Genomic DNA, 15,835 nt, shown 5'->3' with positions numbered 1-15,835 from the left:
CGCAGCCTGTTTCGGAAGCAAAGCTCCGGCGAAATCAGCCCTGCGATTGATGTGAGAGCTGGATGATGTGGGAGAAGTTGTGCGCAATGCATCCGCGATGTCGTCCTGGCGAAAGCCCACCCCACCGTTCACGACCACGTGTCTTTATTCGGAAACGTTCATTCCCTATTATGTCGCAATGCAAAAAGTCGCCCGCCGATCGCCATCTGCGCGCCGTCCGCCCGGTCGTCCCCGGGAGTTCGACATGGATACCGCCCTCGACCGCGCGGTGCGGGTGTTCCGCGAGCGTGGCTATCACGCCACCTCGATCGGCGACCTCACCGCGGCGATGAGGCTGGCGACCGGCAGCATCTACAAGGCTTTTCGTGACAAGCATGCCGTCTTCCTCGCCGCCTTCGAGCGTTACACCGCACGGCGGCAGGAGCAGACCCGCAGCGCCGCGGCGATCGGGGTGAACGGCCGGGAGCGGGTGCGCAACGTGCTGTGCTCCTATGTCGAGCATTCCCAGGGTAGCGAAGGGCGCCGCGGCTGCCTCGTCGTCGGCAGCGCGGTCGAATTGTCGGCGCTCGATCCCGAGATCGGGGCGCGCGTGACCGCTCAGCTCAGGAGCAACGAGAATTTCATCGCCGGTCTCATCCGCGAGGGACAGGCCGATGGTTCGATTCCCCGCAGCGTTGCGGCCGAGGACACCGCGCGGCTGATGATCTGCATCACCCAAGGCCTGCGCGTCGTCGGCAAGGCGCGGCTGCCGCTCGATGCGGACCGCCTGGTCGCGGCCGCGATGAAGCTGCTGGCCTGAACCTTTGTCAAATTAGGGAATGATCGTTCCCTATATTCGGAGATTTGTGAATGACGATGAATGCCACGATCGACGCTGCGCCGGACTCGCGCGCGGTGTCGTATCGACTGACCTTCCTGCTGGCTGCGGCCTGCGGCATGGTTGCCGCCAACATCTACTACGCCCAGCCGCTGATCGGACCGATCAGCACCGCGCTCGGCCTGTCGCATGCCGCGGCGGGGCTGATCGTGACCATGACGCAGATCGGCTACGGCCTTGGGCTGCTTCTGATCGTCCCGCTCGGCGACCTCGTCGAGAACCGCAAGCTGATCTGCTCGGTGATCGGCCTCGGGGCCGCGGCATTGCTCGCCGCCGCCTTCGCGACGCAGGCGCTGCCGTTCCTGACCGCGGCGCTCTTCATCGGGCTCGGCTCGGTCGCGGTGCAGATCATCATTCCATACGCCGCCCATCTCGCGCCGGAAGCCATTCGCGGCCGCGTGGTCGGCAACGTCTCGACCGGCTTGATGCTCGGCGTCATGCTGGCGCGGCCCGCCTCCAGCTTCGTCACCGCGGCGCTGTCGTGGCACGCCGTGTTCTTCGGCGCGACGGCACTGATGATCGCGCTCGCTGCCGTGCTCTGGATCGCGCTGCCCGAGCGCAGGCCCGTGGCGCGCATGCACTACGGCGCGCTGTTGATCTCGATGCCGCACTTGGTGCGGACCACGCCGCTGTTGCGGCGTCGCGCGCTCTACCAGGCCTGCCTATTTGCCGCGTTCAGCCTGTTCTGGACCGTGACGCCGCTCTTGCTCGCAAGCCCCGAATTCGGCTTCTCCCAGCGTGGCATCGCGCTGTTCGCGCTCGCCGGCGCCTCCGGCGTTGCCGCGGCGCCGATTGCTGGACGGCTCGCCGATCGCGGGCATAGCCGCACCGCGACCCTGATCTCGATGCTGCTGGTCGCGTTGGCGTTCCTGATGGCCCATGTCGGCGCGCCTGGATCGGGGCTCAGTCTGGCTGGCCTCGTCGTCGCCGCCATCGCGCTCGATTTCGGCGTGCAGGGCAATGTCGTGCTGGGTTTCCGTGCCATCTTCGCACTCGGGCCGGAGCACCGCAGTCGTCTCAACGGCGTCTACATGGCGACGTTCTTCACGGCGGGCGCCGCAGGCTCCGCGCTCGGCGCCTGGGCCTTCGCGCAAGGCGGCTGGACGCTAGCCGCCTGGATCGGCCTCGCCTTGCCTGTCGCGGCCCTGATCTACGCCGCCACGGAGTAACCTCCGACGGCGCGCCCGATGGTGCGCTGCGGTCGATTTACCAAGCCTCCGACTGGGCCATTTCCGCCTCGCGGTTTTGGCGCGGCTGTAGTACTTTGGTCACAATAGGACCTGGTCGAAACAGGCGGCAGGGGGAGGCGAATGAGGCGTGCGGGACTGCGTGGCGTACCGCGGGTACGGCCATGGTCGTGGCAGGCATTTCTGCTCGGCTTTGCAATCGTGGCGGTGTCGGCCGCGCTTCAGGGCATCTGGGTCGCGCTCGGCGAGCGGCTCTATTTCGCGGCGTTCCTCCCCAGCGTCTTCCTGGTCGGGATCGTCGCCGGCGCGCCGGCAGCCGTGTTCGCGGTGCTGCTCACCATTCCGCTGGTGTGGTGGGCGTTGATTCCGCCCTTCTTCGAGTTCAGCCAATTGACCAGCGCCTATGCGGATTCCATCAACCTGTTCTTTTTGTTCGCCGTGCTCCTGATCGGCCTTGCCGATCTCTGCCGCGAGACGATAGCGATCGTCCATCGTGGCGGACTCAACCGGACAGGTGAGAGCGCGGCAACGAATTCGCGATAGGTACGCGCGTTCTGCAGGGAGGGGCGTTGCGTCTGCGCAACGGTCCGGCAACCATCCGCCCGATTACCTCGCGCCGCTAACTTTTCGAAAATCGTTTGGCCGCAGGTTCTCCCCCGGGAATGACGAGGGAGTTTTCGGACATGAACGGCCAGGCCATCTTGGAGAATGTGCGCCGCTACCGCGGAATCGCATCGCTGTACCGGCAGACCGCTGCGTTCCGGCCGCGCCAGAGCTGGTCGCTGCTGGAGCAGGCCAGGGAATGGGAAGGGCGGGCGCTGGCGGAGCTGGAAGCCTATTTCGCGGCGCGCGCGGATCTGGCCCTCGCTGCCTAAGTGTTAACCAACAGGAGCGGCGGCACGCCGGCAGAATCCGTGACCTCTACGGAGTTACCCCGGCGCACGCGTGTGATAGCAACGCCTCCGTCGAATCTCATTCACGTCGGCAGGGGCAAGCGATGACCACCTTCAACCGCATCTTCACGACGCAGCGTCTGCTCCAGATCATCGTGATTCTGGCGGCAACGGTCGCCATGAAGTTGATGAGCTGAAGGCTACCGGCCGCCGAGTTCCGGCACGTCGGGCAAATAGTTCGATCCTTCCGAGCCGAGAAAATCGAACATCGCCTGCGCCGGCGGCAGCAGAACCTTGTCGCTGCGGCGGATCACGTACCATTGCCGGACGATGGGTAGGCCGGCGACATCAAGCACGATAAGCCGGCCCTCCGCGAGCTCATGCGCGACGGTGTGGGCCGAGATGAAGGCGATGCCGAGTCCGGCGATCACCGCCTGCTTTATGGTCTCGTTGCTGCTCATCTCCATGCCGATGATCGGCTCGAGATCCGACTTCTGGAACATGCCTTCCATCAGCGTCCGCGTGCCCGAGCCCGGTTCGCGTGTGAGGAAGGTCTCGTGGACGAGATCGGTGAGGCTGAGGCCGGCATCCTTCTCCAGCCAGTGCCCCTTGCGCGCGACGATGATGTGCGGATTGCGCCCGAGCTGACGCACGTCGACGCTGACGTCGGCCGGTGGCCGACCCATTACCGCGAAATCGAGATCGTAGCCGTGCATCGCCTCGCGAATATCCTCGCGGTTGCCGATGGTCAGCTTGATCTCGATTTTCGGAAACCGCTTCGAGAACGCCGCTATCGCATGCGGCACGAAGTATTTGGCGGTGGAGACGGCGCCTAGTCGGACCGTGCCGCCGGTCCGGCCGGCCAGCAGGTCGAGCGCGCCCTGGCAGTCCGCAATCGCGGCCTCAACGCGCTCGGCCAGCGCCAGCACTTCTTTGCCCGCCTCCGTCAGCAGCATGCCGTCGCCGGTCCGCTGCACCAGCGGCAGGCCGGCAAGGTCTTGAAGCTGCCGGAGCTGCTGGGTCACCGCCGGCTGAGTCAGCCCGAGATGGCTGGAGGCGGCCGTGACGCTGCCTTTGGCCGAGAGCGCCGCGAGCGAGCGAAGCTGCCGGACCGTGAGATGCCGGAGCTGGGCTGCTGCGTGGCCAGGGCCGTTATAAGAAAATTCTTTGAGGCTCATTATGATTAGAAATTTTCCTTATTAGGCCGGCCCTGTCAATCTCATCGTGCTGGGACGGACCGCACCGACCTCCACGGGGAGGGAAAGGGAGGCGGCGCCAGCGAGGGGATGGACGCAGATGACCGGGCAACTCAGGTTGGACGACCACCTTCAGCGGTACTCGGAGACCGCGCCCCACGCGCTGTCTGTCGCGGCGGCGGTTGATGCCATCGCGAGCGCCTCGCTCGAGATCGCCGATCTCGCCAGCACCGGGCAGCTCGCCGACGCCTCCGGCTTGGCGACGGGCCGCAACAGCGACGGCGATCTCCAGCGCGATCTCGACGTCCAGGCGGACGCGATCCTGCGCCGCTGCCTCGGCAAGCTGCCGATCGCAGCGCTCGCGTCGGAAGAGATGCGCGAGCCGCAGCTCGGCGATCGCGAGGGCAGGATCTGCGTTGCGATCGATCCGCTCGACGGCTCGTCCAACATCGACATCAACATGACGGTGGGTACGATCTTCTCGATCCTGCCGGCGCCGGACGATATCGCTCTCGCCTTCCACCAGCGCGGTTCGGCGCAGCTTGCGGCCGGCTTCATCACCTACGGGCCGCAGACCTCGCTGGTGCTGACGCTCGGCGAGGGTGTCGACATCTTCACCCATGATCGCAAATCCGGCTGCTTCCGCCTCGCGCGCACCAACGTGCAGATCGCCGAGTCCTGCGAGGAGTTCGCGATCAACGGCTCCAACCGCCGGCACTGGGATCCGCCCGTGCGTGCCTTCATCGACGAATGCCTCGCCGGCGTCGAAGGGCCGGCCAACCATGACTTCAATATGCGCTGGATCGGCTCGCTGGTCGCGGAAGCCTACCGCATCCTCACCCGCGGCGGCGTCTTCCTCTATCCCTCCGATGCGCGGCCCGGCTACGGCGACGGCCGCCTGCGCCTCACTTACGAGGCGCATCCGATGGCCTTCATCGTCGAGCAGGCCGGCGGCTCTGCCTCAACCGGGCGCGAGCGCATCCTCGACCTTGCCGCGCGCGATCTGCACCAGCGCGTGCCGCTGATCATGGGCTCCAGCAACGAGGTGCGACGCGTCGAAGAACTGCATTGCGATCCGCTGTTGGTGGCGAGTGTCTCCGCTCCGCTGTTCGCACGGCGCGGCTTCTTCCGGCTCTAAGCGAGGTGGCGCATGTCCAGGAAGCATCCGATCATTTCCATCACCGGCTCCTCCGGCGCGGGCACGACCTCAGTCAAGAAGACGTTTGAGCAGATATTCTTCCGTGAGCACGTCAACGCCGTCTACATCGAAGGCGACGCGTTCCATCGCTACGACCGCGCCGAGATGCGCACGCAGATGGCGCAGGAGGCCGAGCGCGGCAACAAGCATTTCAGCCATTTCAGCCCCGAGACCAACCTTTTCGAAGAGCTGGAGCGGGCGTTCCGCGACTATGGCGAGACCGGCACCGCGACGACGCGGCACTACGTCCACGACGCTGAGGAATCGGCGCTTCATGGCGTGCCTCCCGGCACTTTCACAGAATGGAAGCGGTTACCCGAGAATTCGGACCTGTTGTTCTACGAGGGTCTGCACGGCGCCGTCGTCACCGACAAGGTCAACGTCGCGCGCTATGCCGACCTGAAGATCGGCGTTGTGCCCGTCATCAATCTCGAATGGATTCAGAAGCTGCACCGCGACCGCAGCGCGCGCGGCTATTCGACCGAGGCCGTCACCGACACCATCCTGCGGCGGATGCCGGATTACATCCACTACATCTGCCCGCAATTCACCGAGACCGACATCAACTTCCAGCGCGTGCCGACGGTGGACACCTCCAACCCGTTCATCGCGCGCTGGATCCCGACGCCTGATGAATCGATGGTCGTGATCCGCTTCAAGAATCCGCGCGGCATCGACTTCCCCTACCTGCTCTCGATGCTACCGCACAGTTGGATGTCGCGCGCGAACTCGATCGTCTGCCCGGGTGCCAAGCTCGATCTCGCAATGCAGCTCATCCTGACGCCGCTGATCATGCAGCTCATCGAGCGCAAGCGGGGCCTGAAGTGACGCGCAACCACGACAACAACGGGAGGGCCCGATGAACATCTCGGTTCACGCCGAAGCCGACCTCACGGCGGTCACGCACAACGATCTCGCCAACGCCGTTCGCTTCCTCGCGGTCGACGCCATCGAGGCCGCGCAGTCCGGCCATCCCGGCCTGCCGATGGGCATGGCGGACGTCGCGACCGTGCTGTTCTCGCGCTTCCTCAAATTCGACTCGGCCCACCCCAACTGGCCGGATCGCGACCGTTTCGTGCTGTCGGCGGGCCATGGCTCGATGCTGCTCTATGCGCTGCTTCATCTCACGGGCGGCGATGTCAGCCTCGACGACCTCAAGGCGTTCCGGCAATGGGGCTCGAAGACGCCGGGTCATCCCGAGTATGGCCATACGCCCGGCGTCGAGACCACGACGGGCCCGCTGGGTCAGGGGATTGCGACCGCCGTCGGGATGGCGCTCGCTGAGCGCATGGGCAATGCGCGGCACGGCGACAGCCTCGTCGATCACTTCACCTACGTGATCGCCGGCGACGGCTGCCTGATGGAGGGCATCAGCCAGGAGGCGATCTCGCTCGCCGGTCATCTCCAGCTTGGCCGCCTGATCGTGCTGTTCGACGACAACGGCATCTCTATCGACGGCCCGACCTCACTTGCGACCTCGGATGACCAGCTCGCGCGCTTCGCTGCCTCCGGCTGGTCGGTGCGTCGCGTCGACGGACATGATCCCGAGGCGATCGCACTGGCGATTGCCGAAGAACGCGAGACGGCAAAGCCGTCGCTGATCGCCTGCCGCACCATCATCGGCTATGGCGCGCCGGACCGGCAGGGCACCGAGAAGGCGCATGGCGCTCCGCTCGGTGCCGACCAGGCCGCGGCGGCGCGACGGACGCTCGGCTGGGACTATCAGCCCTTCGTGGTGCCGATTCCCGTCCTGAAGGCATGGCGGATGATCGGGCAGCGCGGCCAGGTCGCGCGCCTCGCCTGGCTCGATCGCTACGAATGCGCGGCGCCCGAGCAGCGCGAATTGTTCATCGAGGGCAAGGCTGTTGCCCTGCCGAGCGCCTATGCCCAGGCGTCGGCGAAGCTGCGCGAGCGTTTTGCCACCGAACGTCCGAAGATCGCGACGCGGCAGGCCTCGCAACAGGTGCTCGACAACATCGCCGCGACGATTCCCGGATTTGTCGGAGGCTCAGCCGACCTGACGCATTCAAACCTGACGCATGCCAAGGGCCAGACTCCGGTCATGCGCGGCGTGTTCGCCGGCGACTATGTTCACTATGGCATTCGCGAACACGGCATGGCGGCTGCGATGAACGGGATCGCGCTGCACGGCGGCTTCATTCCCTATGGCGGCACCTTCCTCGCCTTCTCCGACTATAGTCGGCCGGCGATCCGCCTTGCGGCTCTGATGCGGCTGCGAGTCATCCATGTCATGACCCATGACTCCATCGGGCTTGGCGAGGACGGCCCGACGCATCAGCCGGTCGAGCATCTCGCGGCGTTGCGCGTCATTCCAAACCTTCTGGTGTTCCGCCCGGCCGATGCGGTGGAGACGCTGGAGGCCTGGGACTGCGCGCTTGAGACCGAGAATCGTCCGTCCGTGCTCTGCCTGTCGCGTCAGGCCCTGCCGACCTTCCGCAGCGATGCGCGCGGCAGAAATCGCGTCGCGCGTGGCGCCTATCTCATCGTCACGCCGGATGGCGGCCGGGACGTCACGCTGATCGCGACCGGGTCGGAAGTGTCGATCGCGCTGGAAGCTGCGCGCCTGCTCGCGACCGAGCACATCCGTGCCGCCGTGGTCTCTGCACCCTGCTTCGCCCTGTTCGCGGAGCAGCCGGAAGATTACCGCGCCACCGTTCTCGGCACCGCGCCGCGTGTCGGCATCGAGGCAGCCGTGCCGGGCGACTGGCCGCGCTGGCTCGGTGCTGACGGCGAGTTCATCGGCATGCGCGGCTTCGGCGCCTCGGCGCCGGCGCCGGTGCTGTACCGCGAATTCGGCATCACTCCGCAGAGCATTGCGGAAGCAGCCAGGCGCGCGGTCGCACGTCGGGACGATGGAAAAGCAGCATGAGCTTGCACGTCGCCATCAACGAATGGGCCTTTTCCAATCGAATGGCCGACACCGCCGCTGCGACGGGCCGGCTGATCTGAGCTGACGGAAGACGAGAAACGGAGAACTCCTTTGGCACGCATTACCCTTCGACAACTGCTCGACCACGCAGCTCACCATGGCTACGCGGTGCCTGCGTTCAACATCAACAACATGGAGCAGGGGATCGCGATCATGCAGGCGGCGGCCGAGGTCGATGCGCCCGTCATCATCCAGGCCTCGCGCGGCGCGCGCAGCTATGCCGGCGATCTCATGCTCTCGCACATGATCGATGCGCTGGAGCGGACCTATCCGGACATTCCGCTCTGCATGCACCAGGACCACGGCAATGACGAGGCGACCTGTGCCAGCGCCATCGCCCATGGCTTCACCTCGGTGATGATGGACGGCTCGCTGAAGGCCGACGCCAAGACGGCGGCCGATTACGATTACAACGTTGCGATCACCCGCCGCGTGGTTGATCTCGCCCATTGGGTCGGCGCGTCCGTCGAAGGCGAGCTCGGCGTGCTCGGCTCACTCGAGCATGGGGGCGGCGAGCAGGAGGACGGTCACGGCGTCGAGGGCAAGGTCAGCCACGACCAGTTGCTGACCGATCCCGATCAGGCCGTCGATTTCGTCCGCGCAACGAAAGTCGATGCGCTGGCGATCGCGATGGGCACCTCGCATGGCGCCTACAAGTTCAGCCGCAAGCCGGACGGAGACATCCTGGCTATGCGGGTGGTCGAGGAGATCCATCGCCGGCTGCCGAACACGCATCTTGTGATGCACGGTTCCTCGTCGGTGCCGCAGCCGCTTCAGGACATGTTTAACGCCTTCGGCGGCGAGATGCCGCAGACCTGGGGCGTGCCGGTGGAGGAGATTGTCCGCGGTATCAAGAGCGGTGTGCGCAAGGTCAATATCGACACCGACTGCCGGCTGGCGATGACTGCGGTGTTTCGCAAAGTGGCAGCGGAAGCGCGCTCCGAGTTCGATCCGCGCAAATTCCTCAAGCCCGCGATGGACGCGATGCGCGAGCTCTGCCGCGAGCGGTTCGAGCAGTTCGGCACCGCCGGCCATGCCAGCAAGATCAAGGTGATCCCGATGAGCGAGATGGCGCGGCGGTACCGCGCCGGCGAACTCGACCCGCGGATCGATGCCCGCGAGCCCGTCGCGGCCTGATCAATCAGAATAGAGAGAAGAGCAGGAGAGAGACATGAACGCACATACCGGCACTGTCCGCGGCAAAGAGCGCTATCGCTCGGGCGTCATGGAATATAAGCGCATGGGCTATTGGGAGCCCGACTATACGCCGAAGGACACCGACGTCATCGCGCTGTTCCGCGTGACGCCGCAGGAGGGTGTCGATCCGATCGAGGCGTCGGCCGCAGTTGCCGGTGAATCCTCGACCGCGACCTGGACAGTGGTGTGGACCGACCGCTTGACCGCCGCCGAGAAGTATCGCGCGAAATGCTATCGCGTCGATCCGGTGCCGGGCTCGCCGGACTCCTATTTCGCCTACATCGCCTATGATCTCGACCTGTTCGAGCCGGGCTCGATCGCCAATCTCTCGGCCTCGATCATCGGCAACGTCTTCGGCTTCAAGCCATTGAAGGCGCTGCGGCTCGAGGACATGCGCTTCCCAGTCGCCTATGTGAAGACGTTCCAGGGCCCCGCGACCGGCATCGTGGTCGAGCGTGAGCGGCTCGACAAGTTCGGCCGGCCGCTCCTGGGCGCGACCATCAAACCCAAGCTCGGGCTCTCCGGCCGCAACTACGGCCGCGTCGTCTACGAGGCGCTGAAGGGCGGGCTCGACTTCACCAAGGACGACGAGAACATCAACTCGCAGCCCTTCATGCACTGGCGCGACCGCTTCCTCTACTGCATGGAAGCCGTGAACCGTGCGCAGGCGGCCTCCGGTGAGGTGAAGGGAACTTACCTTAACGTCACCGCGGGGACGATGGAAGACATGTACGAGCGCGCGGAGTTCGCGAAAGAGCTGGGCTCGGTTGTGGTCATGATCGATCTCGTGATCGGCTACACAGCGATCCAGTCCATGGCCAAATGGGCACGTCGCAACGACATGATCCTGCATCTGCATCGTGCCGGTCACTCGACCTATACGCGGCAGAAGAGCCACGGCGTGTCGTTCCGCGTCATCGCCAAGTGGATGCGGCTCGCCGGTGTCGACCACATCCATGCCGGCACGGTGGTCGGCAAGCTCGAGGGCGATCCCAACACCACGCGCGGCTACTACGACGTCTGCCGCGAGGATTTCAACCCAACGAAGCTCGAGCATGGCATCTTCTTCGATCAGTCCTGGGCGAGCCTCAACAAGCTGATGCCGGTGGCGTCCGGCGGCATCCATGCTGGCCAGATGCACCAGCTACTCGACCTTCTCGGCGAGGACGTCGTGCTGCAATTCGGCGGCGGCACCATCGGCCATCCCATGGGCATCCAGGCTGGTGCCACCGCCAACCGCGTGGCGCTGGAGGCGATGATCCTCGCGCGCAACGAGGGTCGCGACTACGTCCATGAAGGCCCGGAGATCCTCGCCAAGGCGGCTCAGACCTGCACGCCGCTGAAGGCCGCGCTCGACGTCTGGAAGGACGTCACCTTCAACTATCAATCCACCGACACGCCGGACTTCGTGCCGACGGCGCTGGAAACCGCTTGAGGAGATTTTGACATGAAGCTGACTCAAGGCTGCTTCTCGTTCCTGCCCGATCTGACCGACGACCAGATCTACAGCCAAGTGCAGTACTGCCTCGCCAACGGCTGGGCGGTGAACATCGAATTCACCGACGATCCGCATCCCCGCAATACCTATTGGGAGATGTGGGGCCTGCCGATGTTCGACCTGCAGGACGCCGCCGGCGTGATGATGGAGCTCGCCGAATGCCGCAGGGTGTACGGCGACCGCTACATCCGTATCAGCGGCTTCGATTCCAGCCATGGCTGGGAATCGGTGCGGATCTCGTTCCTCGTGAACCGGCCGAAGCAGGAGGCCGAGTTCGAGCTGGTGCGGCAGGAAGTGGCCGGACGCGCGATCCGCTACACGACCGTGCGCAAGGCCACGCCGCACGCAGCGCCGTAAGCCTCTTCATTTCCGCGCGGAGCGCTCCCTGCTCCGTTTCCTTGGCGGACCACTGCTTCGCCGCTCCCCCGCGGCGAAGCCCTTTTCTTCGAGACGCCGATGCTTGATGTGCCGAACGCAAATACCACGGAGACGGCCTTCGACCTGCGCAAGGAGGCTGAAGCGGCCGGGATCACGACGACGCTGCAACAGCTCGAGCAGGAGCTGATCGGGCTCAAGCCGGTCAAGAGCCGGGTGCGCCAGATCGCCTCGCTGCTGCTGGTCGAGCGCATGCGGCAGCGCGCGGGACTGGCCTCTGCCCCGCCGACCCTGCACATGTCGTTCACCGGAAATCCCGGCACCGGCAAGACCACCGTCGCCCTGCGCATGGCAAAGATCCTGCACGGCCTCGGCTTCGTGCGGCGAGGGCAAGTGATATCGGTGACGCGTGACGACCTCGTCGGCCAGTACATCGGTCACACCGCGCCGAAGACCAAGGAGATCCTGAAGAAGGCGATGGGCGGCGTGCTGTTCATCGATGAGGCCTATTATCTGCACCGGCCCGACAACGAGCGCGACTATGGCCAGGAGGCGATCGAGATCCTGCTCCAGGTGATGGAGAACCAGCGTGAGGATCTCGTCGTGATCCTCGCCGGTTATGGCGAGCGCATGACGAACTTCTTTGCCTCCAATCCCGGCTTCCGCTCACGTATTGCTCATCACATCGAATTCCCGGACTACTCCGAAGCGGAGCTGCTCTTCATCGCGGAGCTGATGCTCGGAGAGCGCGGCTACCGCCTGTCGAGCGCGGCGCGCGATGCGCTCGAGAAGTACATTGCGCTGCGCCGGACTCAGCCGTTCTTCTCCAATGCACGCTCGATCCGCAACGCCGTTGATCGCATCCGGCTACGCCAGGCCGACCGCCTGGTGTCCGATCTCGACCGCATGCTCGACATCGCCGACCTCGAAACCATCGATGCCGCCGACGTGCTGGCGAGCCGTGTGTTCAGCGGCGGGGCCGCAACCGACGCGAGGAGTGCAAAACCATGACCAGGGACATCGTGATCGCGCCCTCAATCCTGGCCGCCAATTTCGCGAGACTCGGCGAGGAGATCGCCGCGATCGACGCGGCTGGCGCCGACTGGATCCATTGCGACGTGATGGACGGGCATTTCGTGCCGAACATCAGCTTCGGGGCCGACATCATCAAGGCGATCCGGCCATTGACGCGCAAGACGTTCGATGTCCATCTCATGATCGCGCCGGTGGATCCCTACATCGAGGCTTTTGCCAAGGCCGGTGCCGACATCATCACGGTCCATGCCGAGGCCGGCCCGCATCTCGACCGCTCGTTGCAGGCGATCGGTGCGCTTGGCAAGAAGGCCGGGGTGAGCCTGTGCCCGGCGACGCCGGAAGCCGCGATCGAATATGTCCTTGATCGCATCGACCTCATCCTGGTGATGACGGTCAATCCCGGCTTTGGCGGGCAGTCGTTTCTCGACGCGCAGATCGAGAAGATCAGGCGGATTCGCAGCATGATTGGCGACCGGCCGATCCGGATCGAGGTGGACGGCGGCATCACGCGCGACAACGCTGCGGCCGTGGCTGCCGCGGGCGCCGATACGCTGGTTGCGGGATCGGCGGTGTTTCGCGGCAACGACAGCGCCGACTATGCCCGCAACATCGCGGCCATTCGCCTCGCCGCGGAGGCCGGCCGGGTTCCCAACTCGCAACATATCTCTGCGCAGCCGGCGCGCGCCGCCGAGGCGGCACTCATCCGGTAGACTACGGGGAGTTCATTGCCGCAACAGTGCGGCCCTGCGAGGAGATGCAGGCTATCTCTCATCGGCCGGCCGGACTGATCGAGCGGTATCTCGATCCGATTGGTGTCAGCGTGGAGCGCCGGCCTTACGCATAGCTGCGGGGTCGTCGGGTTTCGCGCGCGGACTGGAACTAAAAGCCCCTCAAGCGTTTCCTAGAAATTAACCCAGGTTAGGCGAGCAGATTGGCGAGTTGGGCTCGCAGAAAATCTTTTGCACAATCGCCATCGGCCTGACGCAAATTAACGCAATAAGCCGGGTTGAGCGCGAGGGAGGGTCTGATGGAGAACGTACGTCGCTACCGGGCACTTGCATCCCTCTGTCGTCAGCAGGCGGCCTATCGGCCGCTCCAGAGTTGGGAGCTCCTGGGCCAGGCCGAGCATTTCGAACATCTTGCTGAAATCGAGCTGAGAGCTCACTTCGACGCGTGCAATGCGAAGAGCGAAGACAAGCCGGCAGTCGCACCGGTATGGGAAGCTCCGGCTGCGGCCTGACGAAGTCGGAGCAGATGTAGCTTTCACAGCAAGCCGCGGCTCTCGGCACCTTCGAGTTCGTCCATCAGCGCCTTGTTCTCGTAACGCGCGAGTGACAGAGTGTCGGCGAATGACGGAGGTGGAGCGCCGACCACGGCCCGAGCGCAGAGATCGCCGGCGGCGCATGCCGACATCGTTCCATATCCCGACAACGCGGTCGTCAGGAACACGCCGGGCGTTTTTGCCGCGCCGATCAGCGGCCAGTTTTCCTTCGTCATCGGATAGAAGCCGCCGTAATGCACCCTGCCCCGTGGCAGGGCGCCGAGATACTGCGCCAGCGCGGGCTGCAGCCGACTCGCGGCGCGAAGTACGAGTTCTGGGAAAAAGGGATTCAGCTCGGGTTCCCGGACCGGCTCGGCCGGCTCCGTGTTGAAAGCCCAGCCGAGCTTGATCCATTGACCGTGGTCGCCGCCGTCGGGACGGCAATGGATGCTGCCCGGCATGGGTTTGAGCAGGCGGGCGAGTTCCGGCGCCGCCGCCAGCGCCTCGCGTTCGTCGGATGACCACGCCAGCGTCTGTCCATCGAGGTCGATCGCAAACGGCATCCGGCGATCGACCGCGCGATGGCGATCGATGAAGGCAATTTTCTGCTGAAGGACGTTCTGGATCGGCAGCTTCTCGCCATGCATCGCGGAGATGTGCGCCGCAAAAGGACCAGCCGCGTTGACGATGATATCGGCCTTGACCGTCCGGCGATCGCCACCGGCAAGGACGTCGACCACGAAGCGGTCCGGCTTCGAGATGCCGAGCACGCGGGCCTGCTGGAATTGCGCGCCCAGCGGGCGCATCGTCTCGAGCATGTACTGTCCGAGCTGCTGACCGCTGATATCGCCGGCCCTGCGGATGTGCAGTCCCGTGGCGACATCCTTGTCGAAGGCCGGATAGTATTGCTGAATCAGGTTGCGGCCGAGCAACACGTCGACGCCGTCGGGCGCCGTCTGCCAGTCCTCGGATAGCGGCGGCGAATAATTCTTGCTCACGCCCTCGTGCAGGCGGATCAGTTTCGATGCCGAAGCGCCGTAGCCTGTGTAGAGCTGCCGGAGCAGCTCTTCCGGTTTCTCTTCGCGGGTCGCAAGGAAGTATCCGCGCCGCGTCATGTTGATGCGGTTGCCGGTGCGGCGCGCAATATCCTCCATCAGGTCGGTGCTGTGATCGGTAAACGCTGCCATCGTCGGATGTGGCCACCAGTTGCGATAGTTCTCGCCGGATTGTGCTGACGTGAGCGCCATCGGCTGCCCCTCATCCACGATCAGCAGGCGCGAGCGCTTGTGCTGGACCGCAAGAAAGTAGGCCGTGGCCAGACCGGCGATCCCTGCGCCGATGACGAGAATTTCAACGTCGTTCGCTTTCAAACGCACTCTCCTTCAAACTCAACGGAACGGCCGACCTTCGGATCAGGCTTCGGCCTTGTCGTCCCGCAACGCATGGCGCTGCGCCGATCGCAGCGTCTTTTGCGTCTGAACGATGTGCTCGCGGAGGAGGCGCACGGCCTTCTCAATCTCGCCGTCCCGGCAGAGTTCGAGCAACTGGTAATGTTCGCGCTGGGGACGCTCCTTGCCGGTCGCACGCGACACGAGAGCGCGGGTGAAGCGGCTCACATGGCCGTAATTCGCCTCGATCATCGCAAGCAGGCGCGGGCGATTGCAGGGGGCGTAGAGCGCCTTGTGGAAGCGCCAGTTGAAGGCGCCCCATTTCTCCGGGTCGGGCTCCTCGTCGTAGGAACGAAGGATCCTCTTTGCATCATCGAGATCGATGTCACCCATGGCCGGGATTGCGAGACGAAGCGCATGACATTCGAGCGCGATGCGAATCTCGAGCAATTCCACGACCTCGTCGATGGACAGATCCGACACGACCGCCCCGCGGTTGGGCAGGAAGGTCACGAAGCCTTCCGCTTCCAGTTGCCGCAGCGCCTCCCTCACGGGGATGCGGCTGGTGCCAAACCGCTCGGCCAATTCGTCCTGCCTGAGCTGAAAGCCGGGAGCGAGCTCGCCTGCGCTGATCGCGCGCCGCAAGGCCTCGCGGACAGCATCGGGCGTCGAGCCGTGACCTCGTTGTCTTGCAGCTTCTGCTGATCTCATCCGGCGTCTCTTCCACTGCCTCGGGACTATATATTGTATAAAATTATTTGGCAGATTATGCAATCGTGT

Annotated in this window: 16 protein-coding genes; 13 read left to right on the top strand and 3 right to left on the bottom strand. The window is 64.8% G+C overall.

All coding sequences use genetic code 11. The features are described 5' to 3' along the window. Window positions 1–178: 178 nt before the first annotated feature. The 4 genes from MTR72_RS05400 (at window position 179) to MTR72_RS05385 (ending at window position 2,939) form a co-directional block, all read left to right on the top strand. Entirely contained in the window at window positions 179–799 is a 621-nt protein-coding gene (locus MTR72_RS05400; RefSeq protein ID WP_341510230.1) for a TetR/AcrR family transcriptional regulator, read from the top strand. Window positions 800–849: 50 nt separating this feature from the next. Continuing rightward, window positions 850–2,046 (top strand): MFS transporter, encoded by a 1,197-nt coding sequence (locus tag MTR72_RS05395; protein WP_280965394.1) that lies wholly within the window; start codon window positions 850–852, stop codon window positions 2,044–2,046. A 141-nt stretch (window positions 2,047–2,187) separates the two neighbouring features. Continuing rightward, entirely contained in the window at window positions 2,188–2,607 is a 420-nt protein-coding gene (locus tag MTR72_RS05390; RefSeq protein ID WP_280965393.1) for a DUF4118 domain-containing protein, read from the top strand. 140 nt (window positions 2,608–2,747) lie between these two features. Further along, on the top strand, window positions 2,748–2,939 hold the full coding sequence (locus tag MTR72_RS05385; protein WP_280965392.1) for a hypothetical protein: 192 nt from the start codon (window positions 2,748–2,750) through the stop codon (window positions 2,937–2,939). 218 nt (window positions 2,940–3,157) lie between these two features. Here the strand turns inward: MTR72_RS05385 and MTR72_RS05380 are convergent, their stop codons facing one another. Next, window positions 3,158–4,135: a LysR family transcriptional regulator gene (locus MTR72_RS05380; RefSeq protein WP_280965391.1), complete on the bottom strand. Its 978-nt coding sequence runs from the start codon at window positions 4,133–4,135 to the stop codon at window positions 3,158–3,160. A gap of 118 nt (window positions 4,136–4,253) precedes the next feature. Between MTR72_RS05380 and MTR72_RS05375 the strand changes: the two genes are divergently transcribed. From MTR72_RS05375 to MTR72_RS05335, 9 genes are all read left to right on the top strand, one after another. Next, complete coding sequence (locus MTR72_RS05375) at window positions 4,254–5,291, top strand: class 1 fructose-bisphosphatase (protein ID WP_280965390.1); 1,038 nt, start codon at window positions 4,254–4,256, stop codon at window positions 5,289–5,291. Between the two features lie 12 nt (window positions 5,292–5,303). Beyond that, window positions 5,304–6,179, top strand: a complete 876-nt coding sequence (locus MTR72_RS05370; RefSeq protein ID WP_341510150.1) for a phosphoribulokinase — start codon at window positions 5,304–5,306, stop codon at window positions 6,177–6,179. A 31-nt stretch (window positions 6,180–6,210) separates the two neighbouring features. Then, window positions 6,211–8,241, top strand: a complete 2,031-nt coding sequence (tkt, locus tag MTR72_RS05365) for a transketolase (protein WP_280965388.1) — start codon at window positions 6,211–6,213, stop codon at window positions 8,239–8,241. 111 nt (window positions 8,242–8,352) lie between these two features. Beyond that, complete coding sequence (gene fba / locus MTR72_RS05360) at window positions 8,353–9,438, top strand: class II fructose-bisphosphate aldolase (RefSeq protein WP_280965387.1); 1,086 nt, start codon at window positions 8,353–8,355, stop codon at window positions 9,436–9,438. Between the two features lie 34 nt (window positions 9,439–9,472). Continuing rightward, a complete protein-coding gene (locus tag MTR72_RS05355; protein WP_280965386.1) occupies window positions 9,473–10,933 on the top strand; it encodes a form I ribulose bisphosphate carboxylase large subunit in 1,461 nt (486 codons plus the stop codon). Between the two features lie 12 nt (window positions 10,934–10,945). Beyond that, window positions 10,946–11,353 (top strand): ribulose bisphosphate carboxylase small subunit, encoded by a 408-nt coding sequence (locus MTR72_RS05350; RefSeq protein WP_280965385.1) that lies wholly within the window; start codon window positions 10,946–10,948, stop codon window positions 11,351–11,353. 99 nt (window positions 11,354–11,452) lie between these two features. Then, window positions 11,453–12,382, top strand: a complete 930-nt coding sequence (gene cbbX, locus MTR72_RS05345) for a CbbX protein (protein WP_280965384.1) — start codon at window positions 11,453–11,455, stop codon at window positions 12,380–12,382. Beyond that, on the top strand, window positions 12,379–13,116 hold the full coding sequence (rpe, locus tag MTR72_RS05340) for a ribulose-phosphate 3-epimerase (RefSeq protein WP_280965383.1): 738 nt from the start codon (window positions 12,379–12,381) through the stop codon (window positions 13,114–13,116). The genes cbbX and rpe overlap by 4 nt, the downstream gene beginning before the upstream one ends. Window positions 13,117–13,433: 317 nt before the next feature. Further along, window positions 13,434–13,646 carry a hypothetical protein gene (locus MTR72_RS05335; protein ID WP_280965382.1) on the top strand — a complete coding sequence of 71 codons (213 nt, stop codon included), beginning with the start codon at window positions 13,434–13,436 and terminating at the stop codon, window positions 13,644–13,646. Between the two features lie 23 nt (window positions 13,647–13,669). On the opposite strand, the gene MTR72_RS05330 is transcribed toward MTR72_RS05335, so the two are convergent. Further along, on the bottom strand, window positions 13,670–15,037 hold the full coding sequence (locus tag MTR72_RS05330; protein WP_341510149.1) for an NAD(P)/FAD-dependent oxidoreductase: 1,368 nt from the start codon (window positions 15,035–15,037) through the stop codon (window positions 13,670–13,672). A 42-nt stretch (window positions 15,038–15,079) separates the two neighbouring features. After that, the gene (locus MTR72_RS05325; protein WP_280965380.1) at window positions 15,080–15,766 is read right to left on the bottom strand and encodes a GntR family transcriptional regulator; all 687 of its coding nucleotides are present in this window, start codon (window positions 15,764–15,766) and stop codon (window positions 15,080–15,082) included. Between the last annotated feature and the right edge of the window lie 69 nt (window positions 15,767–15,835).

Source organism: Bradyrhizobium sp. ISRA442, from assembly GCF_038085055.1.
Lineage (GTDB): Bacteria > Pseudomonadota > Alphaproteobacteria > Rhizobiales > Xanthobacteraceae > Bradyrhizobium.
Note: the sequence above shows the minus strand (reverse complement) of the source record. Positions and strands in the feature narration are given on the sequence as shown.

Bases quoted from the DNA above. Each gene is read 5' to 3' on its own strand.
- MTR72_RS05400 (WP_341510230.1), top strand. From the start codon at position 179: ATGCAAAAAGTCGCCCGCCGATCGCCATCTGCGCGCCGTCCGCCCGGT.
- MTR72_RS05395 (WP_280965394.1), top strand. From the start codon at position 850: ATGACGATGAATGCCACGATCGACGCTGCGCCGGACTCGCGCGCGGTG.
- MTR72_RS05390 (WP_280965393.1), top strand. From the start codon at position 2,188: ATGAGGCGTGCGGGACTGCGTGGCGTACCGCGGGTACGGCCATGGTCG.
- MTR72_RS05385 (WP_280965392.1), top strand. From the start codon at position 2,748: ATGAACGGCCAGGCCATCTTGGAGAATGTGCGCCGCTACCGCGGAATC.
- MTR72_RS05380 (WP_280965391.1), bottom strand. From the start codon at position 4,135: ATGAGCCTCAAAGAATTTTCTTATAACGGCCCTGGCCACGCAGCAGCC.
- MTR72_RS05375 (WP_280965390.1), top strand. From the start codon at position 4,254: ATGACCGGGCAACTCAGGTTGGACGACCACCTTCAGCGGTACTCGGAG.
- MTR72_RS05370 (WP_341510150.1), top strand. From the start codon at position 5,304: ATGTCCAGGAAGCATCCGATCATTTCCATCACCGGCTCCTCCGGCGCG.
- tkt (WP_280965388.1), top strand. From the start codon at position 6,211: ATGAACATCTCGGTTCACGCCGAAGCCGACCTCACGGCGGTCACGCAC.
- MTR72_RS05355 (WP_280965386.1), top strand. From the start codon at position 9,473: ATGAACGCACATACCGGCACTGTCCGCGGCAAAGAGCGCTATCGCTCG.
- MTR72_RS05350 (WP_280965385.1), top strand. From the start codon at position 10,946: ATGAAGCTGACTCAAGGCTGCTTCTCGTTCCTGCCCGATCTGACCGAC.
- cbbX (WP_280965384.1), top strand. From the start codon at position 11,453: ATGCTTGATGTGCCGAACGCAAATACCACGGAGACGGCCTTCGACCTG.
- rpe (WP_280965383.1), top strand. From the start codon at position 12,379: ATGACCAGGGACATCGTGATCGCGCCCTCAATCCTGGCCGCCAATTTC.
- MTR72_RS05335 (WP_280965382.1), top strand. From the start codon at position 13,434: ATGGAGAACGTACGTCGCTACCGGGCACTTGCATCCCTCTGTCGTCAG.
- MTR72_RS05325 (WP_280965380.1), bottom strand. From the start codon at position 15,766: ATGAGATCAGCAGAAGCTGCAAGACAACGAGGTCACGGCTCGACGCCC.